The 26,153-nt window shown below is 58.7% G+C and carries 20 protein-coding genes; 14 read left to right on the top strand and 6 right to left on the bottom strand.

Features of this window, described 5'->3' with window-relative positions:
• Nucleotides 1-2: 2 nt before the first annotated feature.
• Complete coding sequence (gene nuoN, locus QLG07_RS08230; protein ID WP_048915460.1) at nucleotides 3-1,460, top strand: NADH-quinone oxidoreductase subunit NuoN; 1,458 nt, start codon at nucleotides 3-5, stop codon at nucleotides 1,458-1,460.
• 63 nt (nucleotides 1,461-1,523) lie between these two features.
• On the opposite strand, the gene QLG07_RS08225 is transcribed toward nuoN, so the two are convergent.
• Nucleotides 1,524-3,179: a glucan biosynthesis protein D gene (locus QLG07_RS08225; RefSeq protein ID WP_099754451.1), complete on the bottom strand. Its 1,656-nt coding sequence runs from the start codon at nucleotides 3,177-3,179 to the stop codon at nucleotides 1,524-1,526.
• A gap of 331 nt (nucleotides 3,180-3,510) precedes the next feature.
• Here QLG07_RS08225 and elaB point away from each other — a divergent pair, with 331 nt between their 5' ends.
• From elaB to QLG07_RS08185, 8 genes are all read left to right on the top strand, one after another.
• Entirely contained in the window at nucleotides 3,511-3,822 is a 312-nt protein-coding gene (elaB, locus tag QLG07_RS08220) for a stress response protein ElaB (RefSeq protein ID WP_282468980.1), read from the top strand.
• A 126-nt stretch (nucleotides 3,823-3,948) separates the two neighbouring features.
• Nucleotides 3,949-5,205 carry an isochorismate synthase gene (locus QLG07_RS08215; protein ID WP_282468979.1) on the top strand — a complete coding sequence of 419 codons (1,257 nt, stop codon included), beginning with the start codon at nucleotides 3,949-3,951 and terminating at the stop codon, nucleotides 5,203-5,205.
• A gap of 72 nt (nucleotides 5,206-5,277) precedes the next feature.
• Nucleotides 5,278-6,969 carry a 2-succinyl-5-enolpyruvyl-6-hydroxy-3-cyclohexene-1-carboxylic-acid synthase gene (gene menD / locus QLG07_RS08210; RefSeq protein WP_282468978.1) on the top strand — a complete coding sequence of 564 codons (1,692 nt, stop codon included), beginning with the start codon at nucleotides 5,278-5,280 and terminating at the stop codon, nucleotides 6,967-6,969.
• Entirely contained in the window at nucleotides 6,969-7,733 is a 765-nt protein-coding gene (menH, locus tag QLG07_RS08205) for a 2-succinyl-6-hydroxy-2,4-cyclohexadiene-1-carboxylate synthase (protein WP_282468977.1), read from the top strand. The genes menD and menH overlap by 1 nt, the downstream gene beginning before the upstream one ends.
• A 9-nt stretch (nucleotides 7,734-7,742) precedes the next feature.
• Entirely contained in the window at nucleotides 7,743-8,600 is an 858-nt protein-coding gene (gene menB, locus QLG07_RS08200) for a 1,4-dihydroxy-2-naphthoyl-CoA synthase (RefSeq protein ID WP_282468976.1), read from the top strand.
• Complete coding sequence (gene menC, locus QLG07_RS08195) at nucleotides 8,600-9,574, top strand: o-succinylbenzoate synthase (protein WP_282468975.1); 975 nt, start codon at nucleotides 8,600-8,602, stop codon at nucleotides 9,572-9,574. The genes menB and menC overlap by 1 nt, the downstream gene beginning before the upstream one ends.
• Nucleotides 9,556-10,959: an o-succinylbenzoate--CoA ligase gene (menE, locus tag QLG07_RS08190; protein ID WP_348994610.1), complete on the top strand. Its 1,404-nt coding sequence runs from the start codon at nucleotides 9,556-9,558 to the stop codon at nucleotides 10,957-10,959. Before menC ends, menE begins: the two co-directional genes overlap by 19 nt.
• A gap of 103 nt (nucleotides 10,960-11,062) precedes the next feature.
• The gene (locus QLG07_RS08185; RefSeq protein ID WP_282468974.1) at nucleotides 11,063-12,253 is read left to right on the top strand and encodes a nicotinamide mononucleotide deamidase-related protein YfaY; all 1,191 of its coding nucleotides are present in this window, start codon (nucleotides 11,063-11,065) and stop codon (nucleotides 12,251-12,253) included.
• A gap of 87 nt (nucleotides 12,254-12,340) precedes the next feature.
• Here the strand turns inward: QLG07_RS08185 and yfaE are convergent, their stop codons facing one another.
• The 4 genes from yfaE to ubiG all read right to left on the bottom strand — a co-directional run bounded on the left by yfaE (nucleotide 12,341) and on the right by ubiG (nucleotide 17,290).
• Nucleotides 12,341-12,601, bottom strand: coding sequence for a class I ribonucleotide reductase maintenance protein YfaE (gene yfaE, locus QLG07_RS08180; protein ID WP_282468973.1), 261 nt, complete (start codon nucleotides 12,599-12,601; stop codon nucleotides 12,341-12,343).
• 5 nt (nucleotides 12,602-12,606) lie between these two features.
• Entirely contained in the window at nucleotides 12,607-13,737 is a 1,131-nt protein-coding gene (gene nrdB, locus QLG07_RS08175) for a class Ia ribonucleoside-diphosphate reductase subunit beta (RefSeq protein ID WP_282468972.1), read from the bottom strand.
• Nucleotides 13,738-13,828: 91 nt separating this feature from the next.
• A complete protein-coding gene (nrdA, locus tag QLG07_RS08170) occupies nucleotides 13,829-16,114 on the bottom strand; it encodes a class 1a ribonucleoside-diphosphate reductase subunit alpha (protein ID WP_048915472.1) in 2,286 nt (761 codons plus the stop codon).
• A gap of 447 nt (nucleotides 16,115-16,561) precedes the next feature.
• The gene (gene ubiG, locus QLG07_RS08165; RefSeq protein ID WP_048915473.1) at nucleotides 16,562-17,290 is read right to left on the bottom strand and encodes a bifunctional 2-polyprenyl-6-hydroxyphenol methylase/3-demethylubiquinol 3-O-methyltransferase UbiG; all 729 of its coding nucleotides are present in this window, start codon (nucleotides 17,288-17,290) and stop codon (nucleotides 16,562-16,564) included.
• 192 nt (nucleotides 17,291-17,482) lie between these two features.
• Here ubiG and gyrA point away from each other — a divergent pair, with 192 nt between their 5' ends.
• The 3 genes from gyrA (at nucleotide 17,483) to QLG07_RS08150 (ending at nucleotide 20,942) form a co-directional block, all read left to right on the top strand.
• Nucleotides 17,483-20,119, top strand: a complete 2,637-nt coding sequence (gene gyrA / locus QLG07_RS08160; RefSeq protein WP_048915474.1) for a DNA topoisomerase (ATP-hydrolyzing) subunit A — start codon at nucleotides 17,483-17,485, stop codon at nucleotides 20,117-20,119.
• Nucleotides 20,120-20,275: 156 nt separating this feature from the next.
• Nucleotides 20,276-20,761 carry a hypothetical protein gene (locus QLG07_RS08155; protein WP_282468971.1) on the top strand — a complete coding sequence of 162 codons (486 nt, stop codon included), beginning with the start codon at nucleotides 20,276-20,278 and terminating at the stop codon, nucleotides 20,759-20,761.
• Nucleotides 20,742-20,942, top strand: coding sequence for a hypothetical protein (locus QLG07_RS08150; RefSeq protein WP_282468970.1), 201 nt, complete (start codon nucleotides 20,742-20,744; stop codon nucleotides 20,940-20,942). The genes QLG07_RS08155 and QLG07_RS08150 overlap by 20 nt, the downstream gene beginning before the upstream one ends.
• A 28-nt stretch (nucleotides 20,943-20,970) precedes the next feature.
• Here the strand turns inward: QLG07_RS08150 and QLG07_RS08145 are convergent, their stop codons facing one another.
• Nucleotides 20,971-21,957, bottom strand: a complete 987-nt coding sequence (locus QLG07_RS08145) for a hypothetical protein (RefSeq protein ID WP_282468969.1) — start codon at nucleotides 21,955-21,957, stop codon at nucleotides 20,971-20,973.
• A gap of 79 nt (nucleotides 21,958-22,036) precedes the next feature.
• On the opposite strand from QLG07_RS08145, the gene QLG07_RS08140 reads away from it, so the two are divergent.
• Together QLG07_RS08140 and rcsC are read left to right on the top strand one after the other, a co-directional pair.
• Nucleotides 22,037-23,011: an AraC family transcriptional regulator gene (locus QLG07_RS08140; RefSeq protein WP_282468968.1), complete on the top strand. Its 975-nt coding sequence runs from the start codon at nucleotides 22,037-22,039 to the stop codon at nucleotides 23,009-23,011.
• A 102-nt stretch (nucleotides 23,012-23,113) separates the two neighbouring features.
• Entirely contained in the window at nucleotides 23,114-25,966 is a 2,853-nt protein-coding gene (gene rcsC / locus QLG07_RS08135) for a two-component system sensor histidine kinase RcsC (RefSeq protein ID WP_282468967.1), read from the top strand.
• The last annotated feature ends 187 nt before the right edge of the window (nucleotides 25,967-26,153 follow it).

Below are 26,153 nucleotides of genomic sequence, written 5' to 3'. Positions count from 1 at the left end.
CCATGACAATAACTCCTCAACAATTGATCGCGCTTCTACCGCTGCTGATCGTCGGATTGACGGTGGTAGTTGTGATGCTGTCCATTGCGTGGCGACGCAATCACTTCGTTAATGCGACGCTGGCCGTCATCGGTCTCAACCTGGCGCTGTTCTCGCTGTACTTTGTCGGCCAGGCTGGGCCAATGGATGTCACCCCGCTACTGCGCGTGGACAGCTATTCGATGCTGTATACCGGGCTGGTTATCCTTGCCAGCCTGGCAACCTGCACCTTTGCCTACCCGTGGCTGGCGGGCTACCCGGATAACCGCGAAGAGTTCTACCTGCTGGTACTGATTGCGACGCTGGGCGGTGTGATGCTGGCCAGCGCGAATCACCTGGCTTCGCTGTTCCTCGGTATTGAGCTGATCTCCCTGCCGCTGTTTGGCCTGGTGGGCTACGCCTTCCAGCAGAAACGCTCGCTGGAAGCGGCGATCAAGTACACCATCCTGTCGGCTGCCGCATCATCATTCCTGCTGTTCGGTATGGCGCTGGTGTATGCAGACTCGGGCAACCTCAGCTTTGTTTCGCTGGGTAAGAGCCTGAACGATGGTGTCCTGCATGAGCCGCTGCTGATGGCGGGTCTGGGTATGATGATCGTTGGCTTTGGCTTCAAGCTGTCGCTGGTTCCGTTCCATCTGTGGACGCCAGACGTCTATCAGGGGGCTCCGGCTCCAGTGTCGACCTTCCTGGCTACCGCCAGCAAAATCGCCATCTTTGGCGTGCTGATGCGTCTGTTTATGTATGCACCGCTGGCCGATAACGAAGGCGTGCGCAGCGTCCTCGGCATCATGGCGGTGCTGTCGATGCTGTTCGGTAACCTGATGGCGATTTCGCAGACCAACATCAAGCGTATGCTGGGCTACTCGTCAATTGCTCACCTCGGCTATCTGCTGGTGGCGCTGATTGCCGTGCAGACTCACCAGCTGTCGATGGAGACGGTTGGCGTTTATCTGGCCGGTTATCTGTTCAGCAGCCTTGGTGCTTTTGGTGTCGTCAGCCTGATGTCCAGCCCTTACCGTGGCCCGGATGCTGACTCGCTGTACTCCTACCGTGGTCTGTTCTGGCACCGTCCGATCCTCGCCGCGGTGATGACCGTGATGATGCTGTCACTGGCGGGTATCCCGATGACGCTTGGCTTTATCGGTAAGTTCTACGTCATTGCGGTCGGTGTGAGTGCGCATCTGTGGTGGCTGACCGGCGCCGTGGTGCTGGGCAGTGCCATCGGCCTGTACTACTACCTGCGTATGACCGTCAGCCTGTACCTCAACCCGCCAGAGTTGATGCAGCGTGATACCCCGGCGAACTGGGCGTTCACCGCCGGTGGTGTGGTGGTCCTGATTTCAGCAATCCTGGTGCTGGCGCTGGGTATCTACCCGCAGCCGCTGATCTCGCTGGTAAAACTGGCGCAGCCGCTAATGTAATTCAGCACGCTGCCAATAAAAAATCGGGCCATGTGGCCCGATTTTTTTTTACCTGTAATTTGATTAACCCGCAGTCATCACGCGGTCATCAATATACTTACGCTTGTCAGGCGGCGGTGGGAAGTACTGATACAGCCAGGTTTCGCTCAGCGTCTCATCTTTGGTTCGCAGGAACAGGCGCATATTCACCGGCGCGGTGGCGTCGCTGTCAGGATACCAGTCGAACAGGATGCGGTAGCCGTCGATAGGCTCAACGTAGAGGATCTCAACCTGCTTAAGGGTGCCGCTACTGACGTTGATCACCGGCTCAATCCCTTTCGGGGCTGCCGCTTTCAGATCGCCACCCACGAAGTCGACCGCAAAACGGCGCGCCCAGACGTCGGGATAGTGTTCGCCCGGCGCCCAGCCCTCCGGGAAGCCGCCCATACCGGTGCGCGTCGCATTCACCCGAGACAGACCGCTACGAACCGGCGGCAGACCGCTCCAGTAAAGCTTGTAGGAGAAGCTGTGCTCGCTGCCCGCTTTGATGGCGTCGGCAGGCTGCCAGAAGCAGACGATGTTATCCAGCGTTTCACCCGTGGTCGGGATCTCCATCAGATTAATCGCCCCTTTACCCCACTTACCGACCGGCTCAACCCACAGGCTCGGCCGCTTGTTGTACCAGCCAATCACGTCCTGATAATCCTGGAAGTCATGATTAAGCTGCAACATGCCGAAACCGCGCGGGTTTTCGTCCTGATAAGCGTTAAAGGTCAGGCGCTGCGGGTTGTTCAGCGGGCGGCAGATCCACTCACCGCTACCGGTCCACATCGCCAGACGGTCGGAGTCGTGAATTTGCGGGTGGATGGTGTCACACATGCGGCGTTCGTTATTGCCGCAGCTAAACATGGTCGTCATGGGAGAGATACCCAGCTGCTGAATATCTTTACGCGCATAAATGTGGTTTTCCACTTCCATCACCACGCGTTTCTCTTCGCAGTGGATGGTAAATTTAAATGCGCCGGTGCAGCTTGGGCCATCCAGCAGGGTGTACATCACAAACGTGGTGTCGTCTGCTTTTGGCGTTTCGAACCAGAAGGCAGTGAAGTCCGGGAACTCTTCTTTGCTGGTAAAGGTATCGATCGCTACGCCGCGTGCCGACAGCCCGTACTGGTAGGTTTCATCTACCGCGCGGAAATAGCTGGCGCCAAGAAACGAAACGATGTCGCGTTTTGCCAGTTCCGGTTTTTTAAACGCGCGGAAACCGGCAAAGCCGAGGTCGTTTTTGCCTTCCAGCTGCTGAGTATCCACGTGGGCATTGTTGTAGTTGAACAGCTCCGGGCGGAAGTGGATTTCACGCGCCTCACGGCTGGCGCCGTCAACGGAGAACATGCGGATACGGCGTTTAAAGCCCATGCCCACATGGAAGAACTGAACGTCGAGCTGACGATTGTCGATGCCGTTCCACAGCGAGTGGTTTGCATCGTACTGGATTTCGTTATAAGCCTGCGGAGTCAGCGTTGCCAGGGTTTCCGGCAGCGGGGCCGGAGCACCACCATAGGCCTGTTTTGCCATGCCGGCAGCCATTTTTTTCAGGACGTCAAAGTCAAAACGCTTAGCGGTTCCGTCGGCAATCCCATCTTCCGCCCAGGCAGCCTGGGAGAATAACGCGGAGAGTCCTGACATCCCACTTACGGTAGCGAATGCCATTGACGCTTTCATAAACATTCTTCGATTCATGCCGGAAATAATTTCCTCAGGTGAACGGAGTTTGTAGTGACTGTCGTGCGTTTGCACGCATTCGCTTGGCCGGATTTAGCCCGGTTACAGGGAGTTACGACAGCGAGCCGGGTTGATAATTCAGTTCACGCAAAATTTATCAGATAAATCTAACTGCCGCAGTGATTTCCCGTGTTTATTCGTTGGTTTACCGCGCCTGAAGCACAAATACACGCGCCTTATGGCAACCTTCTGCGCGATTCTCAGCGCATTCCTGGTCGCTTTAGCCAGGCAGAGCGGCAAATACTGTCTATAGTTATCAACGTATGTTATTCGCCCAAGGAGAATGGAAATGGCAACACCAACTGAACCACATGAAACTCGACTGGATGACGACCTGGCGTTACTGACTGAAACGCTGGAACAAGTACTGAAATCATCGGGCGACCCGGCAGACCAGAAATACATGGAGCTGAAAGCGAAAGCGGAAAAATCACTGAATGAAGTGAAATCCCGCGTCAGCAACGCGTCTGATACCTACTATGTGCGCGCTAAGCAGGCTGTCACGCGCGCCGACGAGTATGTGCATGATAAACCGTGGCAGGGTATTGGCGTCGGTGCCACCCTTGGCCTGGTCGTCGGGTTGCTGTTGGCTCGACGCTAAGCGTTAATTGCTCGTGATTCAGGCGCCGCTTCGGCGCCTGTTTTCATTCTGCCCCACTGAGATCAATATTCCCCGTTTTTCCCTTCATTAAAATGTGCGCCTGGCCCGTTTACTGCCGAGGTTCCCTTGCCGTTCGTCCGTGCGCTGCATCAACTGCGTGACCAGCTTATTGAGATTTCGAGTGATGCCCCCGGCGCGCTGCAGCTACGCGTCTCTCTGTCAGGGGAGGTCGACGCGCTGGCGTGGCTGGGTACCCAGCGCTGCCGGCCGCAGTTTTACTGGCAGTCACGCTGCGGGCAGAGCACCTTAATGGCGCTTGGGGCGCGGGATGTTTGCCGCTCGATGGATCGGGCGACCGCACGACTTCACGCACTCCCGCCGCACTGGCAGCTGGTCGGGGCGAACGCCGTTGATGGCGACAGCTACCTGTTTCTGCCGATCCTCAGCCTGCGACAGGACGACAGCGGGCAGTGGCTGAGCCTTCACTTACTCAGCGACACCTCCCTGTATCAGGAAGCCCGGCGCCTGCTGGCCTGGCTCGACGGCCTGCTGCCGTCACAGCCGCTGCCACCGTTACCCCGTGCAATCAGCGTCAATACGCTGCCGGATAAATCCGGCTGGTGCCAGCAGGTTGAGCGCGCCCTGCAGGCCATTCGCGCTGGCGAACTGGATAAGGTCGTGCTGGCCCGCGCCAGTGATTTCACCTGCGCGCAGCCGCTCTCAGCTGCAGCGCTGCTGGCCGCCAGTCAGCAGATCAACCCGCGCTGTTATCACTTTATGCTGGCCACCGCCGAAGATCGGGCACTGGCAGGCTCCAGCCCGGAAAGGTTATATGCCCGGCATGGCACGGAACTGTGGAGCGAAGCCCTGGCGGGTACCGCCGATATTGCTGAGGCTGGCCTGCTGACCGACGGTAAAAATCAGTGGGAAAACCAGCTGGTGGTTGAGGATATCCGCCAGCGGCTGGCCGATGAGGTGACGGCGCTCGACGTCGCGGCTGCGGAACTGCTGCCGCTGCGTCAGCTGCAGCACCTGCGGCGCAGCATTCACGCCACGCTGCGCCACAGCGATGACGCACGCTGCGTGTCCCGCCTGCAGCCGAGCGCCGCCGTCTATGGCTTACCGCGCCGCGCGGCCGCCGCGTTCATCCATCGGCATCAGTCATTTCAGCGCGGCTGGTACAGCGGGTCAATTGGCTATCTCTCCCTGCACCACAGTGAGTTCGCAGTGGTGCTGCGCTGTGCCGAAGTACGGGGAAATCAGGCGCGGCTGTATGCCGGAGCGGGCATTGTCAGCGGCTCCGATGCGCAGCGGGAGTGGCAGGAAGTTGAGCATAAGGCAGCGACGCTTGGCTGCTTATTCAGTGGTGAAAACCCGGCGTAATACGGGTTCAAATCAAAAAGGGCGCAGAACAGCTGCTTATAATAGCAGCAGGGTTTTTGATGCGGAGTGGCTATGCAGCAAACGAGGTCGCAGGGGAGTTCACAGGCAGCGTTTAATCGCTGCTGGGCAGAGGTGCTGCTGGAGACGCTCACGCGCCACGGCATCCACCACGTCTGCATTGCACCCGGTTCACGCTCGGCGCCGCTGGCGCTGGCCGCCGCGGCAAACCAAAAGCTGGTGTGCCACACCCATTTTGACGAGCGCGGGCTGGGCTTTCTGGCGCTGGGTCTGGCGAAATCAACCCGCCAGGCGGTGGCGATTATTGTCACCTCCGGCACGGCGGTGGCGAACCTGCATCCGGCGGTGGTGGAAGCGCAGCTGACCCGAGAAAAACTGGTCATTATCAGCGCCGACCGCCCGCCAGAATTGATCCACTGCGGCGCCAATCAGGCGACCGAACAGCCTGGCCTGTTTGCATCTCACCTCGCAGGCTCCCTCAATTTGCCGCGCCCGACGGCGGAGATCCCGGCGCGCTGGCTGGTTAGCGCGCTGGATACGCTGCTGGCAAACCCGCGTCACGGTCCGGTTCATATTAACTGTCCGTTTGCCGAGCCGCTGTACGCTGAGCAGAGCGATGATTTCCCTGGCTGGCAGCAGGCGCTGGGCGACTGGTGGCAGAGCCGGGATCCCTGGCTGCATTACGCTCGCACTGTGAATATCCCGACCGAAGCCGACTGGTTGTTCTGGCGGCAGAAGCGTGGCGTGGTGATTGCGGGCAGGATGACGGCGGCCGAGGGCATGCTGGTGGGGCAGTGGGCCGCAGAGCTGGGCTGGCCGCTGCTGGGTGATGTGATTGCGCAATGTGGGCAACCATTACCGGCCGCCGCGCTGTGGCTGGCACATCCCGATGCACAGCGGGCGCTGGATGCCGCGCAGATTGTGCTGCAGTTTGGCAGCAGCCTGACCGGGAAAAACCTGCTCGGCTACCAGGCCAACTGCCGGGCGCAGAGCTACTGGCATGTTGATCCTCTGCCCGGCCAGCGTAACCCGGCGTGCCCGCGCGGGCGGCGGATGGAAGTGCAGATCGATCGCTGGTTACAGCACCATCCGGCCCAGCCGCGCCAGCCCTGGTGCCCGCAGCTTGATGCGCTGGCGCAGCGCACCCGGCGCTATCTTCATCAGCATCTGCACCACTTCGGCGAGGCGCTGCTGGCCCATCGTCTGGGCGAACTGCTGCCGGAAAAAGGCGCGCTGTTTCTTGGTAACAGCCTGTCGATCCGGCTGGTGGATGCCTTTGCCTCGCTGCCGGCCGGATATCCGGTGTACTGCAATCGCGGTGCCAGCGGTATTGATGGCCTGCTGGCGACGGCGGCGGGCACCCAGCGCGGCAACGGCCAGCCGCTGCTGGTGCTGCTGGGTGACCTCTCCACGCTGTACGATCTTAACAGCCTGGCGCTGCTGCAGCAGGCCCCGGCTCCGGTGGTGATCCTGGTGGTCAACAATCAGGGAGGGCAGATCTTCTCGCTGCTGCCGACGCCGCCTGCGCAGCGCGCTTCGCTGTTTGCCCTGCCGCCGCAGGCGGACTTCAGCCATGCGGCGGCGCTGTTTGGTCTGCAGTTCCGGCGCGTGGCCAGCTGGCTGGCGCTGCAACAGGCGGTGCAGCAAGGCTTTAACGGCGGCGTCACGCTGGTCGAAGTGGTGGTCAATGGCGACGACGGCGCGCAAACCCTGGCCTGCTGCGCCAGAGAAGTGGTGACCCTGTGATGCTCCATGCGCACTGGCAGGGGCATCATCACAGCACGCGCCCGGTGCTGGTCTGGCTGCACGGTTTTCTCGGCAGCGCGCAGGAGTGGCAGCCGGTACAGCGCTATTTCAGCCACTGGCCGCTGCTCAGCGTTGATCTCCCCGGGCATGGTGGTTCGCGCGCGCAAAGCGTTAACGGCTTTGATGAGCTGTCGCAGCGGCTTAACGCCACCCTGGATTATCACCAGGTTAAGCGCTACTGGCTGATTGGCTATTCGCTCGGCGGGCGGCTGGCGCTTTACCACGCCTGCCGCCATGCCGGGAAGGGACTGATGGGGTTACTGGTCGAAGCCGGACATTTTGGCCTCGCTTCGCCCTCAGAGCGCGCGACCCGCAGGGAGCACGATCTCTGCTGGGCGCAGCGCTTTCGCCAGCAGCCGCTGGAGCAGGCGCTGTGCCAGTGGTATCAGCAGCCGGTCTTTGCCGAGCTGACCCCGATTGAGCGCCAGCGCCTGGTGGCTCGCCGCCTGGATAATCGCGGTGAAGGGCTGGCCGCGATGCTGGAGGCCACGTCGCTGTCGGCGCAGCCCTGGCTCCTGCCGGAGCTACGGCAGAAAAGTTCCCCGTTCCGCTATCTGTGCGGTGAGTGGGATCAAAAATTCCTGCAGCTGGCGCTTCAGGCCGCGCTGCCCCCGGCGGTGATCCCCGCTGCGGGCCACAACTCTCACCTGGCGAACCCGCTGGCTTTTGCCCATCAGCTCGCTCGCGTGCTCAATTATCATTAAGGAACTTCGATGATCTACCCCGATGAAACCCTGCTGACGGCACCCGTCGAATGGCACGACTGCGCAGCGGACTACCGCGATATCCGCTATCACAAGTCGAGCGACGGCATAGCAAAAATTACCCTTAACCGCCCGGAGGTGCGCAACGCTTTTCGCCCGCTGACCATTAGCGAAATTCAGCAGGCGCTGGATAACGCGCGGCGCGACCCGGCGGTCGGCGTGATTATCCTCACCGGCGAGGGCGAACTGGCGTTTTGCGCGGGCGGCGATCAGAAAATCCGCGGCGATTACGGCGGTTATCAGGATGATGCCGGGGTACATCACCTCAACGTGCTCGACCTGCAGCGCCAGATCCGCACCTGCCCGAAGCCGGTGGTGGCAATGGTTGCTGGCTATGCCGTCGGCGGGGGGCACGTACTGCATATGATGTGCGATCTGACTATCGCAGCGGATAACGCACAGTTTGGTCAGACCGGCCCGAAGGTCGGTTCATTCGACGGCGGCTGGGGCGCAGCCTATATGGCGCGCATTGTCGGGCAGAAGAGAGCGCGGGAAATCTGGTTCCTGTGCCGCATGTACAGCGCACCGCAGGCACTGGCGATGGGGCTGGTGAACACCGTCGTCCCGCTGGCGCAGCTGGAGCAGGAAACCGTGCGCTGGTGCCGCGAAATGTTGCAGAACAGCCCGATGGCGCTGCGCTGCCTGAAAGCGGCGCTCAATGCCGACTGTGACGGCCAGGCCGGGCTGCAGGAGCTGGCGGGCAACGCTACCATGCTGTTCTACATGACCGAAGAGGGGCAGGAGGGGCGCAACGCCTTCAATGAAAAGCGCCCGCCCGATTTCAGCCACTTCCGACGCAATCCCTGATGCGTGCGGTCGCACTGTATCGCTATCAGATCCCGCTGGAAGCGGGGGTTGTGCTGCGCCATCAGCGGTTAACAGCGCGCCAGGGCCTGCTGATCCAGCTGCGTGACCAACGCGGTGAGGGCTGGGGTGAGATCGCGCCGCTGCCAGAGTTCAGCGTGGAAACGCCCGCGCAGGCGGAGCAGGCCTGCCGTGCCTGGCTGGCGGCGTGGCGCGCCGGTTCTCATCCCGCAGAGAGCGATCTGCCTTCCGTCGCATTTGGCATCAGCTGTGCGCTTGCCGAGCTGGATGGCACGCTGCCCACCGCAGGCGAGTATCGTACCGCCTTACTGTGCAGCGGCGACCCGGATGAGCTGTTCCAGCGGCTGCGCCAGCTGCCGCAGCCGCTGGCAAAAATGAAAGTTGGGCTGTATGAAGCGGTGCGCGACGGGATGCAGGCCAACCTGCTGCTGGAGGCGCTACCTAACCTGACGCTGCGGCTGGACGCGAACCGCAGCTGGAGCCTGGAAAAAGCGCTGCAGTTTGCCCGCTACGTCTCACCCGAGCTGCGCGGGCGCATCGCCTTTATCGAAGAGCCGTGCCGCAACATGGCGGAAAGCCTCGCATTTGCCCAGCAAACATCCATCGCTGTTGCCTGGGATGAGAGCCTGCGCGAGGGGCCGCTGGCAGCAGCACCGGGCGTCAGCGCGGTGGTGATCAAACCGACGCTGACCGGCAGCATTCAGCGCGTGCAGCAGCAGGTGGCATGGGCCAAATCCCAGGGATTAACCCCGGTAATCAGCAGCGCGCTGGAGTCGAGCCTCGGTCTGACCCAGCTGGCACGGCTGGCACACTGGCTCACGCCGGGCATCATCCCCGGGCTCGACACGCTGCAGCTGATGCAGCAGCAGCTGATGCGCCGCTGGCCCGGCAGTGCGCTACCCGTGGCGGTGCCCGTGACCGACAGGGAGGTTTTAACATGTCTGTGGCAGCACTGACTGACTGGCCGTGGCGTCACTGGGCGCGCAGATGCCCGCAGGCGCAGGCCATCGATGCGGGTGACGTCACGCTCAGCTGGCAGCAGCTGGAGCAGGAAATTGTCCAGCACGCTCAGGGGTTTCGCCAGCAGGGCGTGCAGCCGGGTAACCTGGTGATACTGCGCAGTGCCAACAGTCTGCAGGCGGTCGTGAGCTGGCTGAGCCTGCTCGCCTGCGGCGCCCGGGTGCTGGCGCTTAATCCCCAGCTGCCGGACAGCCAGCTGGAAATGCTGTTACCCAACATCCGCGCCGATTTCAGCGTCGGCAGCGCAGGCGCTGGCTGCCTGAACCCGCCTGCGCTGCTGCACCTGCGGCGCGCAGGCCATGTTATTCACCCCTGGCAGCCGGCAGCGCTGGCAACCCTGACGCTGACCTCGGGTTCCTGCGGGTTGCCAAAAGCCGCAGCGCACACGATTGCGGCCCATCTGCACAGTGCCGCAGCGGTGATCGCACTGATGGAGTTCAGCGCGCGCGACCGCTGGCTGCTGTCGCTGCCGCTGTTTCACGTTTCCGGATTGGGCATTCTCTGGCGCTGGCTGGTCAGCGGGGCGACATTAACGCTGGTGGACAGTGCCGGGTTTAGCGCCGCGCTGGCGCGCAGCAGTTTCGCTTCGCTGGTGCCAACCCAACTGTGGCGACTGCTGCGCCAGCCGGAGCGCCCGGCAATGCTGCGCTCGGTGCTGCTGGGAGGCGCAGCTATCGCCAGCGAGCTGGTGCAGCGGGCGGAGGCAGCAGGCATCCGCTGCTTCTGCGGGTATGGCATGACGGAGAGCGCCTCGACCGTCAGCGCCAAACGTGCAGACGACCGTCCGGGCGTCGGGAAGCCGCTCGACGGGCAGGAGGTCAGGATTGTCAACGGTGAGATCTGGCTACGCTCGCCCACGCTGGCGCTCGGTTACTGGCAGCAGGGTCAGCTGCGTCCGCTGACGGATGCCGACGGCTGGCTGCACAGCGGCGATCTCGGTGCGTGGCGCCTGGATGAACTCTGCGTTCTTGGCCGGCGGGATAACCTGTTTTTTTGTGGCGCAGAAGCCGTGCAGCCGGAAGTGATTGAGCGCCTGCTGCTGCGGCATCCGCAGGTGACCCAGGCAGTCGTGGTCGCGCTGGAAGATGATGAATACGGCAGCCGGCCGGTGGCGCTGGTGAATGACGGGGTGGCAATGGTACCTTTGGCCGCATGGGCGCTGCCGCAGCTGGCTGCCTGGCAGCGCCCGGTTAAGTGGTATACGCTGCCAGCGCTTGGCAGCGGTGGCATCAAGCCATCGCGCCGCCAGCTGATGCAGTGGGTGGCGCAGCAGCAGCAGCAGCAGGAAATTGACGTTGTGTTTCCGCAAAGGGCTTCCTAGACTGTGTTCCATAACTGTGCGTGAGTTTGGCACTGCGACGGCACCACGACCAGTTACGGGACACAGTCCACCGTGTTATGCCCTGAGTACACCGGAGAACAACATGATAAGAGTGGAAATGCTCGCAACCGGCGATGAAGTGCTGCACGGCCAGATCGTCGATACCAACGCGGCCTGGCTGGCGACAGTGCTGTTTGAACACGGTTTACCGATGACCAGCCGCCAGACGGTGGGCGACAGCCTGCAGGAACTGGTTACGGTGCTGACTGAACGCAGCAAAGTGGCTGACGTGCTGATCGTCAACGGCGGCCTTGGCCCGACCAGCGACGATTTGAGCGCGCTGGCCGCCGCGACCGCCTCCGGTGTGGCGCTAAAAATTCACCCCGAGTGGCTGGCTAAAATGGAAGCTTTCTTCGCCAGCCGCGGCAAGGCGATGGCCGCCAGCAACCGTAAGCAGGCGGAGATCCCGGAAGGGGCCGAGATGATCGACAATCCGGTCGGCACCGCCTGCGGTTTCGCCATGCAGCTTAACCGCTGCTGGATCTTCTTCACCCCCGGCGTCCCTTCCGAATATAAAGTGATGGTGATGGACCAGATCCTGCCGCGCCTGAAAGCCCGTTATCAGCTGCCAGAGCCGCCGGTCTGCCTGCGCATGACCACTTTTGGCCGTGGCGAGAGCGATCTGGCATCCGACATTGAACCGCTGCCGCTGCCGGAAGGCGTGGTGATGGGCTATCGCGCCTCGATGCCGATTATCGAACTGAAGCTGAACGGCCCGGCGGAAAAACTGCCGGAAATGGAGCAGTTCTGGCAGCAGGTGCGCGAGATAGCGGGCGACAGCGTGATTTTTGAAGGGTTTGAGACCTTACCGCAGCAGCTGGCGCGCCGTCTGCAGGCGCGCAACCTTACGCTGGCCGTCAGCGAACAGTTCAGCGCCGGGCTGCTGCAGTGGCAGCTGATCTCCGCCGGCGCCGCGCTGGCCGCAGGCAACATATTGCCGAATCAGGCCGAGCCGCTGCAGAACATGGCCGAGCGTGCGCGCCAGTTGGCAGCCTGCAGCGGTTCCGCTGTGGCGCTGCTGGTGGGCGGCATTGAGGACGATCGTTTAGGCTTTGCGCTGCACACGCCGGATGGCACTTTTGCCCAGAAGGTGAAGTTCAACGTCAACCGTCACGATCTGAAGGCACGGCAGGATATGGTGGCCATGCTGGCGATGAATATGCTGCGCCGCTGGCTGAACGGTCAGTCCGTCAGCACCGGGCATGGCTGGATAGATGTGGTGGAAACGCTATAAGATTTGGGCGTTTCAATACGGGCTGACCGAAAAAGAAGGTCAGCCCCTACGCCAGATCGTGTAGGGGTCGGGCATGCCCGACCCGTTCTACAGCTCGATCTCAATATCACCCTCGGCCTTACAGCAGCATGGCAAGATCTCACCCTGCTGCACAAAGGCCAGCGGTTTCGCGCTGTAGCTCACTTCCCCTTTCAACAGCCGCATCCGGCAGGAGCCGCAGTAGCCTTCGCGGCACTGATACTCCACGCAGACGCGGTGCGATTCCAGCGCAGCCAGCAGGGAAGGGTGTTCATCATGGCATTCAAGCTGCGCACCGCTGGTGCGCAGCGTAATGGTAGAGCGTGCCATCAGAATTACAGTTCGAAGTCGCTGAGGTCGTCGGCGTTGACTTCAGAGTCGATCTGTCCCACCAGGTAAGAGCTGACTTCCACTTCCTGCGGAGCAACCTGCACGTTATCGGACACCAGCCACGAGTTGATCCACGGGATTGGGTTCGAGCGGGTTTTGAACGGCAGATCCAGACCCACGGCGTTCATGCGGATGTTGGTGATGTACTCAATGTACTGCCACAGAATATCCTTGTTCAGGCCGATCATTGAACCGCCGCTGAACAGATACTCCGCCCACTCTTTTTCCTGCTCGGCAGCCAGCACGAACAGATCGTAGCACTCCTGGCGGCTCTCTTTAGCAATCTCGGCCATTTCCGGATCGTCTTCCCCACTGCGCAGCAGGTTCAGCATATGCTGAGTACCGGTCAGGTGCAGGGCTTCATCGCGGGCGATCAGCTTAATGATTTTGGCATTGCCTTCCATCAGTTCGCGCTCGGCGAAGGCGAAAGAGCAGGCGAAGCTGACGTAGAAGCGGATCGCTTCCAGCGCGTTAACGCTCATCAGGCAGATATAGAGCTGTTTTTTCAGCGCGCGCAGGCTGACGGTCACGGTTTTGCCCGCCACCTGGTGCGTGCCTTCACCCAGCAGATGCCAGTAGTTGGTCATTTCGATCAGATCGTCGTAGTAGCCAGAGATATCTTTGGCGCGTGACAGGATCTGCTCGTTGGTGACGATATCGTCAAAGACCAGCGCCGGGTCGTTAACGATATTACGAATAATATGGGTGTACGAACGCGAGTGGATAGTCTCAGAGAACGCCCAGGTTTCAATCCAGGTTTCCAGTTCCGGGATCGAGATCAGCGGCAGCAACGCCACGTTCGGGCTGCGTCCCTGAATAGAGTCCAGCAGAGTCTGATACTTCAGGTTGCTGATAAAGATGTGTTTTTCGTGCTCTGGCAGCGCCTGATAGTCAATACGATCGCGCGAGACGTCCACTTCCTCCGGGCGCCAGAAGAAAGAGAGCTGCTTTTCGATCAGCTTTTCAAAGATGTCATATTTCTGCTGGTCGAAACGCGCCACGTTTACCGGCTGTCCGAAGAACATCGGTTCTAACAGTTGGTTATTTTTATTCTGCGAAAATGTGGTGTAAGCCATGATTCAGTCCAAATGCTTCAGGGTCGGGCATGCCCGACCCCTACAGAGTCAATGTTGCGCATAGGGGCCAGGCATGCCTGACCCACCGTTATCAGATTTTGCAGGCGCCGCTTTCACAGCCGTCATCCTGAATCGATGGCGCCAGATCTTCCTGCGTATCTTCCGCACCGTCACGGGTGTTTTGGTAGTAGAGCGTTTTCACGCCAAACTTATAGGCAGTCAGCAGGTCTTTCAGCAGCTGCTTCATCGGCACCTTACCGTTGGCGAAGCGCGTCGGGTCGTAGTTGGTGTTGGATGAAATTGCCTGGTCGATAAATTTCTGCATCAGGCCGACCAGCTGCAGGTAACCGTCGTTATTTGGCATATCCCACAGCAGTTCGTAGTTATCTTTCAGGCGCTCATACTCTGGCACCACCTGACGCAGAATGCCGTCTTTCGACGCTTTAATGCTGATATGACCGCGCGGTGGTTCAATACCGTTGGTGGCGTTCGAGATCTGGGAAGAGGTCTCAGACGGCATCAGGGCAGAGAGCGTAGAGTTGCGCAGGCCGTGGGTTTTCACCGATTCACGCAGCGCTTCCCAGTCCAGCAGCAGCGGCGTATCACAGATCGCATCCAGGTCCTTCTTATAGGTGTCGATCGGCATAATACCCTGCGCATAGGTGGTTTCGTTAAACCACGGGCAGGCACCCTGTTCGATAGCCAGATCGTTAGAAGCTTTCAGCAACCAGTACTGAATGGCTTCAAAGGTCTGGTGCGTCAGGACATTAGCGCTGCCGTCGGAGTAACGCACGCCGTTCTTCGCCAGGTAGTAAGCGTAGTTGATCACGCCAATACCCAGAGTACGGCGGCCCATTGCGCCACGCTGCGCGGCCGGGATTGGGTAGTCCTGGTAGTCGAGCAGGGCATCCAGCGCACGCACCGCCAGGGTTGCCAGCTCCTGCAGATCGTCCAGGCTCTCAATCGCGCCGAGGTTAAACGCCGAAAGCGTACAGAGCGCGATTTCGCCATTTTCGTCGTTAACATCCAGCAGCGGTTTGGTCGGCAGTGCGATCTCCAGGCACAGGTTAGACTGGCGCACTGGCGCGATTGCCGGGTCAAACGGACTGTGGGTGTTGCAGTGGTCAACGTTCTGAATGTAGATACGGCCGGTAGAGGCGCGTTCCTGCATCATCAGCGAGAACAGATCCACCGCCTTCACGCGCTGCTTGCGGATGCTGTCGTCTTTCTCGTATTTGGTGTACAGGCGCTCAAACTCATCCTGATCGGCGAAGAACGCGTCATACAGGCCAGGCACGTCGGACGGGCTGAACAGAGTAATCTCTTCACCCTTCAGCAGGCGCTGATACATCAGCTTGTTCAGCTGCACGCCGTAGTCCATATGACGCACGCGGTTGCCTTCAACGCCGCGGTTGTTCTTCAGCACCAGCAGGCTTTCCACTTCCAGATGCCACATTGGGTAGAACAGGGTCGCTGCACCGCCGCGCACGCCGCCCTGAGAGCAGGACTTCACCGCGGTCTGGAAGTGCTTATAGAACGGAATGCAGCCGGTGTGGAATGCTTCACCGCCGCGGATCGGGCTGCCCAGCGCACGGATGCGACCGGCGTTAATGCCGATACCGGCACGCTGAGAAACGTACTTCACAATCGCGCTGGAGGTGGCGTTAATGGAATCAAGGCTGTCGCCGCACTCAATCAGTACGCAGGAGCTGAACTGGCGCGTCGGGGTGCGCACGCCGGACATAATTGGCGTCGGCAGCGAAATCTTAAAGGTGGAGATCGCATCGTAGAAACGCTTGACGTAATCAAGACGGGTTTCACGCGGGTAGCCAGAGAACAGGCAGGCGGCCACGAGGATATACAGGAACTGCGCGCTCTCGTAGATCTCACCGCTGACGCGGTTCTGCACCAGGTATTTACCTTCCAGCTGCTTGACTGCCGCATAGGAGAAGTTCATGTCGCGCCAGTGGTCGATAAAGCCGTCCATCTGCTCAAACTCTTCCGCGCTGTAATCTTCCAGCAGGTGAGGGTCATATTTGCCCATATCGACCATGCGTTTGACCTGCTCGATCAGCTTCGGCGGCTCGAACTGGCCGTAGGCTTTTTTACGCAGGTGGAAGATGGCCAGGCGGGCGGCCATGTACTGGTAATCAGGTGCATCACGCGAGATCAGGTCAGCGGCAGACTTGATCACCGTTTCATGAATGTCGGAGGTGCGAATACCTTCGTAGAACTGGATGTGTGAACGCAGTTCAACCTGCGAAACGGAGACGTTTTGCAGACCTTCGGCAGCCCAGTCGAGAACACGGTGGATTTTATCGAGATCGATGCGTTCGGTGCGGCCGTCGCGTTTGGTTACAAGCAGACTCTGATTCATGTCGCGTTTTACCTGTCCTTAACAAATAATCCCCACGTTTATACACAGCTTGCTCGTTGTGAGTAACTCTGTGGATAAACACTATATATAGGGGGTGAGGGAAGACTGACTAACAATATGGTGAGTATTCTAGTAATTTCCGCGTGCTTAACAAGGCTTGATTTTCAGGTGAAACTACTGTCGCAGGGTGGGTATTTTTCCTAAGTCCACGTTTCTCAAGGCCCACAGTCGATGTCAATGGTTTGAGAAATTTTTTAGAAATTTGATCGAGCGCGGGTTTCTTGTTCATCCCCGATATTTCCTGAATTTCTTTGCTGAAAAATACGGCGTATTGAGACGCCTCACAGCAATAATTGTCGTGATGGGGTAACCCTAACTCAGCCGTGATGACAGTTGTAAGACGAAAAAGATCTGGCAGGGGTGGAGCGGTATCCACCCCCTGATGGGTCAGTCAATCGCGCGGTGCGTGTGAACCATGTAGTTCACATCAACGCCAGGGGCCAGCTTGAAGTGGTTGGTCAGCGGGTTGTAGTGCAGGCCAATGATATGGCGCTCGCGCAGTGGGGTTTCGTCAACCCAGTTCAGCAGTTCGCCGGGGCGGATGAATTTTTTGATGTCGTGCGTTCCGCGCGGCACCATACGCAGCACGTACTCAGCGCCGATAATCGCCATCAGCCAGGCTTTGCTGTTGCGGTTCAGCGTAGAGAAGAACACTTCGCCGCCGGGTTTCACCAGCCTGGCGCAGGCGTGAACCACAGAGCGCGGGTCCGGCACGTGCTCCAGCATCTCCATGCAGGTCACCACGTCATACTGCCCGGCGAACTGTTCGGCGTGCTCTTCAACCGTTTGCTGCACGTAATCAATGGTTACACCGCTTTCCAGCGCGTGCAAACGGGCGACCTGTAACGGCTCCGCGCCCATGTCCAGCCCGGTGACGTTAGCACCTTCACGTGCCATGCTCTCCGCCAGGATGCCGCCGCCGCAGCCGACGTCGAGGATCTTTTTACCAAACAGCCCGTCGCAGTGCTGAGCAATCCAGCCGAGGCGCAGGGGGTTAATCCGGTGCAGCGGCTTAAATTCGCCATCCAGGTCCCACCAGCGTGTCGCTACTGCTTCAAATTTGGCGATCTCGCCGCGATCTACGTTCTGCGCGCCCGCGTTTTGTTCTGCTTTCATTGGGGTATGACTCCGGCCAAAGTTTGCCGCAGTATACAAGTTTCCCGCCCCTGACAGCCAGGGTTGTTGCCTGCGCTAAAAACAGAATGCAATAAAGCGGCCAAAGCGATGCTTTCCATTCAACACATGCCCGCGATGTGATATACTTTCGCACCTTTGAATCCGGGAATAAGACAGAAGGAAAGCGCGTCCATGAGCGACCTCGCCCGCGAAATTACACCGGTCAATATCGAAGAAGAGCTAAAGAACTCTTATCTGGATTATGCAATGTCGGTCATCGTTGGCCGTGCGCTGCCAGATGTCCGTGATGGTTTAAAGCCGGTTCACCGCCGTGTGCTTTACGCTATGAACGTGCTCGGTAACGACTGGAACAAAGCCTATAAAAAATCCGCCCGTGTTGTCGGCGACGTCATCGGTAAATATCACCCGCATGGTGATACCGCCGTGTACGACACCATCGTGCGTATGGCGCAGCCATTCTCGCTGCGCTACATGCTGGTCGATGGCCAGGGTAACTTCGGTTCCGTCGACGGCGACTCGGCTGCGGCGATGCGTTATACCGAAGTGCGCATGTCCAAAATTGCTCACGAACTGCTGGCGGATCTTGAAAAAGAGACCGTCGACTTTGTGCCAAACTACGACGGCACCGAGCAGATCCCAGAAGTGATGCCAACCCGCGTACCTAACCTGCTGGTTAACGGTGCTTCGGGGATCGCAGTCGGTATGGCGACCAACATTCCGCCGCACAACCTGACCGAAGTGATCAACGGCTGTCTGGCGTATATCGACGATGAGAACATCACCGTTGAAGGCCTGATGGAGCACATCCCAGGCCCGGACTTCCCCACCGCTGCTATCATCAACGGTCGTCGCGGCATCGAAGAAGCTTATCGTACCGGTCGCGGCAAAATTTACATCCGCGCCCGTGGCGAAGTGGAAGTGGATGCCAAGACCGGCCGTGAAACTATCATCGTGCATGAAATTCCTTATCAGGTGAACAAAGCGCGCCTGATTGAGAAAATCGCCGAGCTGGTGAAAGAGAAGCGTCTGGAAGGCATCAGCGCCCTGCGCGATGAGTCCGACAAAGACGGGATGCGCATCGTCATCGAAGTGAAGCGCGATGCGGTGGGCGAAGTGGTGTTAAACAACCTTTACTCGCTGACGCAGCTGCAAACTTCTTTCGGCATCAACATGGTGGCACTGCATCAGGGCCAGCCGAAGATTATGCCGCTGAAGGATATTCTCGAAGCCTTCGTGCGTCACCGTCGTGAAGTGATCACCCGCCGTACCATCTTCGAACTGCGTAAAGCGCGCGACCGTGCCCATATCCTTGAAGCACTGGCCGTGGCCCTGGCAAACATCGATCCGATTATCGAGCTGATCCGCCAGGCTGCGACCCCAGCCGAAGCAAAAGCGGGCCTGATTGCCCGCCCATGGCTGCTGGGCAACGTTTCTGCGATGCTGGAGCGTGCCGGTGACAACGCCGCCCGCCCTGAGTGGCTGGAAGAGCAGTACGGTATTCGTGATGGCCAGTACTACCTGACCGAGCAGCAGGCGCAGGCTATCCTGGATTTACGCCTGCAGAAACTGACCGGCCTTGAGCATGAAAAACTGCTCGACGAGTATAAAGATCTGCTGGCGCAGATTGCTGAGCTGCTGCGCATTCTGGGCAGTTCAGAGCGCCTGATGGAAGTGATCCGTGAAGAGCTGGAGCTGATCCGCGATCAGTTCGGCGACGCGCGTCGTACCGAGATCACCGCCAACAGCGCCGATATCAACATCGAAGACCTGATCAATCAGGAAGACGTTGTGGTGACCCTGTCGCACCAGGGCTACGTGAAGTATCAGCCACTGACTGATTACGAAGCGCAGCGCCGCGGCGGTAAGGGTAAATCGGCAGCGCGTATTAAAGAAGAAGACTTTATTGACCGCCTGCTGGTGGCCAACACCCATGATACCATCCTCTGCTTCTCAAGCCGCGGTCGTCTCTACTGGATGAAGGTCTACCAGCTGCCGGAAGCGAGCCGCGGTGCGCGTGGGCGTCCAATCGTCAACCTGCTGCCGCTGGAAGCGAATGAACGTATTACCGCGATCCTGCCGGTGCGTGAATATGCCGAGGGCTGGAACATCTTTATGGCGACCGCCAGCGGTACCGTGAAGAAAACCGCGCTGACCGAGTTCAGCCGTCCTCGCAGTGCCGGTATTATTGCCGTCAACCTGCGTGACGACGACGAACTGATCGGCGTGGCCCTGACTAACGGCACGGATGAAACCATGCTGTTCTCTGCCGCCGGTAAAGTGGTGCGCTTCGCTGAAAGCGCGGTGCGTGCCATGGGCCGAACCGCCTCAGGCGTGCGCGGTATCAAGCTGGCAGAAGGTGACCGCGTGGTTTCCCTGATTGTGCCGCGTGATGACGGCGCCATCCTGACGGTGACGCAGAACGGTTACGGTAAGCGTACCGCCAACAGCGAATACCCGACCAAGTCGCGTGCGACTCAGGGGGTGATCTCGATTAAAGTCACCGAGCGTAACGGACCGGTTATCGGTGCGGTACAGGTGGTCGACAGCGATCAGATCATGATGATCACCGATGCCGGTACGCTGGTGCGTACCCGCGTTTCTGAAGTGAGTGTGGTCGGGCGTAACACCCAGGGTGTGATCCTGATCCGTACCGCGGAAGATGAAAACGTGGTTGGCCTGCAGCGCGTGGCCGAGCCGGTAGCGGAAGAAGAGCTCGATGCTATCGACGGCAGTGTGGCGGAAGGGGATGATGATATCGCACCTGAAGTTGACAATGACGATGAAGCGCCAGAGGCCGATGACGAGTAATCGTTAAGCCCTGATGAAAAAGCCGGTTCAGCTGAACCGGCTTTTTTTTGCCTGAAATCTGGGGATCTGGAAGACGCTACGCAGGATGCAGCGCCAAATCTGACCAGCAGAGCAGAGAGTGATACAACCAGCGGGTACCCAAAAGGAAAGGTGGCCATGGATATTACTGTTAAGGCGTTCTCATCACCGCTATTAGCCAACGCGCTGAGTTATCTGGTTTCGGTGAAAAAGGCAGGGGGAAGAGACAATGAATATGTTGTTGAGATAAAAAGATTACCAACGATGATCCAGAACTGCTTTGGTTGTTACTGGTCTGGTTATTACCTACAGAATTGCTGCTGGTTGGTTGATTTTTATCCATATGACGCGCTATTCTCGTCGGAACCTGGTGCCCGCTACAAAGTCGACCGCCGTATGGCATTTAGCTACAGTGAGTTGATACGGTTTTTGGCAGAAGGGGTCGGCCAGGCGGTGGAGAGTTTTCTTCAGCATCAGCTTGTAGCCTCTCTTCTGGCTATGCCAATCCATCCGGCATTAGGAAAAATGTACCATCGGTTACTGCGGCGTTACGCCGCTGAAAAAGGATTTATTTATAATCAGACGTGGTTGCAGGAGGCAGTATATGTCATTGAAAAAAAATAATGCTATGGATATGAAGATTATAGCCACCTCAAAGCGGCGGGAAGCGATTGGCGCTGCGATGGACCAGATGTTTTTGGAAAGCAGTGCGAGAATACGCCAAATCCTGCTCGAGTATGGATCGCTGGAGCCTTTCCTTGGCCCCGACCTCTCTGCCAAACCTGAACTCAAATCGAAACGCTGAGTTCACTCAATATTGAAACTCCCGCTGCTCAGCTGCGCTGAATAAACGCGCTGACGGCGGTAATTGTCTGCTGATGTACCTCCTCACGCTTTTCCCGCGATGTTTCGCAAATAAATGCTTCCCCTTCCTCTGCCAGAATCGCTTGTGCCGCTGGCTGACATTGCGGCAGGAAGTCATAGTGTCCGGCCTGTGGCAGGCGCAACAGCGGTAGCGGCAACCTATCCACCCCCAAATTAATCTCCGGCTGTGCGCGGATATAATAGCCCGCGGCAATCACCAGCAGTGGAAGGGTAATAGAGTGCAGGCTGGCGGGAGTGAAAACATCGCTCATTCCCGGGTCGATAGCGACGACAAACTTCACTCGCGGGTCACGATAGCTGGCCGCCAGCGTGGCCGCCGATCGCTGTGCCAGCGGCAGGTGCCCGCGCTGGTAAAACAGGCAGTCCGGCATCTGCGGTTTGCTGCGGCAGTACTCAACCAGCCGTGCCTGGGTTATCCGCGCTCCGGCCAGTGCCAGCACGCTGTAACCGCCCTTTGAATGCCCGATAGCGCCAATCCTGTTGGCGTCAATGGCAGGCCGCCATCTTGCGTCATCAAGATAGTGGGTGATTAAAAACGACAGGTCGCGCGTCTGCAGCGTCAGGTCGGTATCGGGGCTGGAATCGCCGGTGGTGCTGCCCGGGTGATTAGCGGCAATCACAATGGCCCCTTGCGCCGCCAGCGGCACGGCCAGCCAGGCCAGGCTGCTGTTATTACCGCCGCTGCCGTGGCTCAGCACAATCAGGGGAAACTTGCCCGCAGCAGGCTGAGCCTGTTCTATCGCATAAAATCCAGTCAGCACCGGTCTTGCTGCCTGCAAGGTCGCTGCCTGATGGCTTTCGCTGGGGTAGAAAATACGGACATTAAGCGTGCGCTTCAGGGCAGGATTACTGAGCGTTTCCTGCTGCGTAGCAACGGAATAGCTCCAGCTCGAGAAACTGATTAACATCAGTGAAAACAGAAAAATCAGCGGCATCTTATTTACTCCTCACGTATAAAAGTCCCATTATCAGAACTTTACAGACGCCTGGCGTCCTCGATCGCGATTGAGTCCTATGCTAATACCGATAAATTTTCTCCTTAGCTTTGCCTGCCTGCTGCTGCTGGTGCAGAAACGTCAGGCTGGCGCGTTCTTCCGTCTGCTGCTGCTGGTTTTCCTGCTGCACACGGTGGTTGCCGGTTTGGGGGCACTGCCGCAGTTTAATCAGCTGCGCATAATACAGCCGCTGACGGCAGTTGCGCTGCCGCTGTTTTGCTATCTGGCACTGTGTCAGGCCACCGGGCAGAGGCTGCATCTTGCGCTTAGCGTGCTGGCGCTACTGTTAATGGCTGGCAGTATCCTGTGGCTACCGCAGGCGATTGATGGGCTGATGGCAGTCATCTGGATGAGTAGCGCAGCAGCGATGCTGATAACATTGCGTCAGGGCAGGGACACTTTCTGCCAGCTGCCGCTGGAGAGCAGTGGCCTGAGCGTGAATGGCTGGCGTCTGCTGGCCGTCTTGCTAATCGCGGTCGCGCTGATCGACATCAGCGTTGCGGGGCTGCTGGAATACAGGGCGGGCAGCGGGGTTCAGCTATTAACAGCCTGCGGTAATTTACTGGTCTGCCTGCTGGTGGCGCTGACGCTACTGCTGACGCCTGCCACCGCCAGCACGGCGGTAAAATCGCGCAAGGTGAAAGAGGGCGCCGCCGCCGTGCTCGAACGCATCGATGAGCTGATGCGTAGCGGTATTCATCGCGAGACCGGACTGAACCTGGAGCAGCTGGCGCGTAAATCAGGAATTCCGAGTCGTCAGGTCTCCGCCGCCATCAATGCACTCCACCGCCAGAGCGTATCGCAGTATGTTAACAGTTGGCGAATTGCTGAAGCCTGCGAGCACCTTTGCCGCAGTCAGAGTACGATCATTGAGATCATGGAAAACGTCGGTTTCCAGACCAAATCAAACTTTAATCGCGAGTTTCTGCGCATTACCGGAAAAACCCCCTCGCAGTGGCGTAAAGAGTCCGGGGAACAAAGCAGAATTAGCTGAAATAGAGCGGGGGCGGGGCGGGGATAACTGGCTTTTTCAGCAGGTGAACGCTACTGTATCGGCACTCTGTTTTATCACTGCTGATGGCTGCGTGGGTCCCGTTTGAAATATCTTGTCTCTTTCCGTACAACGTTAAAAATCTCGCGCTACCTGTTCCGTGCGCTGGCGCTGATGCTGTGGATGCTGGGTGCCTTGCTGACAACGTTCTACATTATTAACGTCCTGCACGAGAGAGAGTCCCAGGTTCGCCAGGAGTTTAATACCAGCTATGATCAGACTCAGTGGTACGTGCGTCACTCCGCAGACGTGACGCGCGAGCTGAAGTTTATTGCTGAAAACCGCCTGAATACCTCGTCCAGCGGGCTTGATGTGCTGAACGGCGTGTTTCCCGGTAAGAGTACGCTGCCGCAGTTCTACCCGCTTTATGCCGATTCAGACTGTAGTGCGATGAGCAACACCTGGCGTAATTCGCTGGAATCGCTCAGCTATTTCCTCAATTACTGGAAAGTGAACTTTGCCTCGGCCTATGAGCTGAACCGGGTGTTTTTCGTCGGTGGCGAGAGCCAGTGCCTGGCGGACTTCGGGGTGGGGAATGCTTCCGTCGACCGTGAGCGGGCGCTGAAATCGCTGCATGAACGCATCCTGAAGTACCGCAGCGGCAACGAAGAGGAGCGCAAAAATAGCCTGTTCTGGGTGTCGCCGACCGCGCAGCCGGGGGTCGGCTATTACTATATGATCACCCCGGTTTATGTGGCGAATAAGGTTGCGGCGCTGCTCGGTATTGAGCAGAGCATTCGTATGGAGGACTTTATCACCCCAGGCAACCTGCCGGTGGCGGTGACGCTGGTCGATCAGAACAACCAGCGGGTGCTCTCTTCCGCCCGCGGCGCGCTGGCCTTTTCCGCCGACGATCTCCCTGATGACGCCAGCTGGTTTGGCTATGTTGCCGGGTACAAACAGCTGGTGATGAAAAAAGAGCTGCCGCCTTCGTCCCTGAGCGTGGTGTACTCGGTGCCGACCAGCGCGATGATTGAGCCGCTAAAAATGCTGCTGATCAACGCCATTCTGCTGAATATTATCAGCGCGATTATCCTGTTTACCCTCGCCTGGCTGTTCGAGCGCCGCATGTTTCTCCCCGCCGAGGATAATGCACACCGGCTGGAAGAGCATGAGCAGTTCAACCGCAAAATTGTCGCTTCGGCGCCGGTCGGGATCTGCATTCTGCGCACCAGTGACGGCACCAATATTCTGAGTAACGAGCTGGCGCATAACTACCTCACCATGCTGACTCAGGAAGACCGTCTGCGCCTGACCGAGATTATCTGCGGACAGCAGGTTAACTTTGTCGACGTGCTGACCGGTAGCAATACCAACCTGCAAATCAGTTTTGTGCATTCACGCTACCGCAATGAAAACGTGGCGATCTGCGTGCTGGTGGATGTCAGCGCGCGCGTGAAGATGGAAGAGTCGCTGCAGGAGATGGCGCAGGCCGCAGAGCAGGCCAGCCAGTCGAAATCGATGTTCCTCGCCACCGTCAGCCACGAGCTACGCACCCCGCTGTACGGCATTATTGGTAACCTCGACCTGCTGCAAACCAAAACTTTACCCAAAGGCGTGGAGTCGCTGGTGACGGCGATGAACAACTCCTCCAGCCTGCTGCTGAAAATCATCAGTGATATCCTCGATTTCTCGAAAATCGAGTCTGAGCAGTTGAAGATTGAGCCGCGTGAGTTTTCCCCGCGTGAGGTGATAGCGCATATCACCTCCAACTATCTGGCGATGGTGGTGAAAAAGCGTCTGACGCTGTGGTGCTTCATCGACAGCGACGTGCCGGTGACGCTGGACGGCGATCCGATGCGTTTGCAGCAGGTGATCTCTAACCTGCTGAGCAACTCCATTAAGTTTACCCATACCGGCGGCATCGTCCTGCACGCCTACGTCAAAGATGGCTACTTGGCGTTCCGCGTGCGCGACAGCGGCGTGGGGATCCCGGCGAAAGAGCTGACCCGGCTATTTGACCCGTTCTTCCAGGTCGGCAGCGGCGTGCAGCGGAATTTCCAGGGAACCGGACTCGGGCTGGCGATCTGTGAGAAGCTGATCAACATGATGGACGGCGATATTGAGGTGGACTCCGAGCCGGGGATGGGCAGCCAGTTTATTATTCGTATACCGCTCTACAACAGCCGGGTGATGACCCCCGAGCTGCATGATGGCTTGCAGGATAAACAGTGCTGGCTGGCGGTGCGTAACGATCAGCTGGCGGAATTCCTCGACAAAATGCTGCGTGGTCATGGCATCCAGGTGCGGCGCTACGAGGGTGAGGCTGAAGCGGAGGACGTGATTATCTGCGATTACGACTGCCAGCCGGAACAGAACGTGCGCGCTGTGATACGCTTCGACAATCGTCATAATGACGGACCGCGCGAAGTGCTGCCGGGGCGCTGGCTGTGCGCCACGACCACGCCGCACGAGCTGCCGGTGCTGCTTGGGCGCATCTATCGCGTGGAAGTCGCGATGCCGGAAGGATTACCGGCCACGCTGGTTGAGCAGGAGAGCGGCGTCAGCAATGACGATATCCTGATTCTGGTGGTTGATGACCATCCGATCAACCGCATGCTGCTGTCAGATCAGCTCGGCTCGCTGGGTTACCGCGTCAAAACGGCGCAGGACGGTATTGATGCCCTCAATGTACTGAGCCGCAGCGAGATTGATATTGTGCTGACCGATGTCAATATGCCGAATATGGATGGCTACCGTCTGACGCAGCGCCTGCGCGAGCTGGGGCAAACTTTCCCGGTGGTCGGCGTGACCGCGAATGCGCTGGCCGAAGAGAAGCAGCGTTGTATTGAGGCTGGAATGGATAACTGCCTGTCGAAGCCGGTGACGATGGATACGTTGCAGCAGGCGCTGGCGTATTATGCGGAGCGGGTGAGAAAGGGCAGGGGTAGCGTTTAAGTAGTAAGGGCTGACCGGAAAAGAAGGTCAGCCCCTACAAATTCCCATGTAGGGGGCGACCCTTTTTCCGGTCGACCCGTTACACATTCCCTCGTAGGGGTCGACCCTTTTTCCGGTCGACCCGTTACACATTCCCTCGTAGGGGTCGACCATTTTTCCGGTCGACCCGTTACACATTCCCTCGTAG

It is taken from the genome of Erwinia sp. V90_4, from assembly GCF_029967685.1.
Classification (GTDB): Bacteria; Pseudomonadota; Gammaproteobacteria; order Enterobacterales; family Enterobacteriaceae; genus Erwinia; species Erwinia aphidicola.
This window is presented reverse-complemented; position numbering and strand designations above follow the sequence as displayed.

Coding starts and splice junctions, on each gene's coding strand:
- yfaE (WP_282468973.1), bottom strand. CDS start 12,601: ATGGCACGCTCTACCATTACGCTGCGCACCAGCGGTGCGCAGCTTGAA.
- nuoN (WP_048915460.1), top strand. CDS start 3: ATGACAATAACTCCTCAACAATTGATCGCGCTTCTACCGCTGCTGATC.
- menC (WP_282468975.1), top strand. CDS start 8,600: ATGCGTGCGGTCGCACTGTATCGCTATCAGATCCCGCTGGAAGCGGGG.
- menD (WP_282468978.1), top strand. CDS start 5,278: ATGCAGCAAACGAGGTCGCAGGGGAGTTCACAGGCAGCGTTTAATCGC.
- gyrA (WP_048915474.1), top strand. CDS start 17,483: ATGAGCGACCTCGCCCGCGAAATTACACCGGTCAATATCGAAGAAGAG.
- menB (WP_282468976.1), top strand. CDS start 7,743: ATGATCTACCCCGATGAAACCCTGCTGACGGCACCCGTCGAATGGCAC.
- menE (WP_348994610.1), top strand. CDS start 9,556: ATGTCTGTGGCAGCACTGACTGACTGGCCGTGGCGTCACTGGGCGCGC.
- QLG07_RS08150 (WP_282468970.1), top strand. CDS start 20,742: ATGTCATTGAAAAAAAATAATGCTATGGATATGAAGATTATAGCCACC.
- ubiG (WP_048915473.1), bottom strand. CDS start 17,290: ATGAAAGCAGAACAAAACGCGGGCGCGCAGAACGTAGATCGCGGCGAG.
- nrdB (WP_282468972.1), bottom strand. CDS start 13,737: ATGGCTTACACCACATTTTCGCAGAATAAAAATAACCAACTGTTAGAA.
- QLG07_RS08155 (WP_282468971.1), top strand. CDS start 20,276: ATGGATATTACTGTTAAGGCGTTCTCATCACCGCTATTAGCCAACGCG.
- QLG07_RS08225 (WP_099754451.1), bottom strand. CDS start 3,179: ATGAATCGAAGAATGTTTATGAAAGCGTCAATGGCATTCGCTACCGTA.
- elaB (WP_282468980.1), top strand. CDS start 3,511: ATGGCAACACCAACTGAACCACATGAAACTCGACTGGATGACGACCTG.
- nrdA (WP_048915472.1), bottom strand. CDS start 16,114: ATGAATCAGAGTCTGCTTGTAACCAAACGCGACGGCCGCACCGAACGC.
- QLG07_RS08140 (WP_282468968.1), top strand. CDS start 22,037: ATGCTAATACCGATAAATTTTCTCCTTAGCTTTGCCTGCCTGCTGCTG.
- menH (WP_282468977.1), top strand. CDS start 6,969: ATGCTCCATGCGCACTGGCAGGGGCATCATCACAGCACGCGCCCGGTG.
- QLG07_RS08185 (WP_282468974.1), top strand. CDS start 11,063: ATGATAAGAGTGGAAATGCTCGCAACCGGCGATGAAGTGCTGCACGGC.
- QLG07_RS08145 (WP_282468969.1), bottom strand. CDS start 21,957: ATGCCGCTGATTTTTCTGTTTTCACTGATGTTAATCAGTTTCTCGAGC.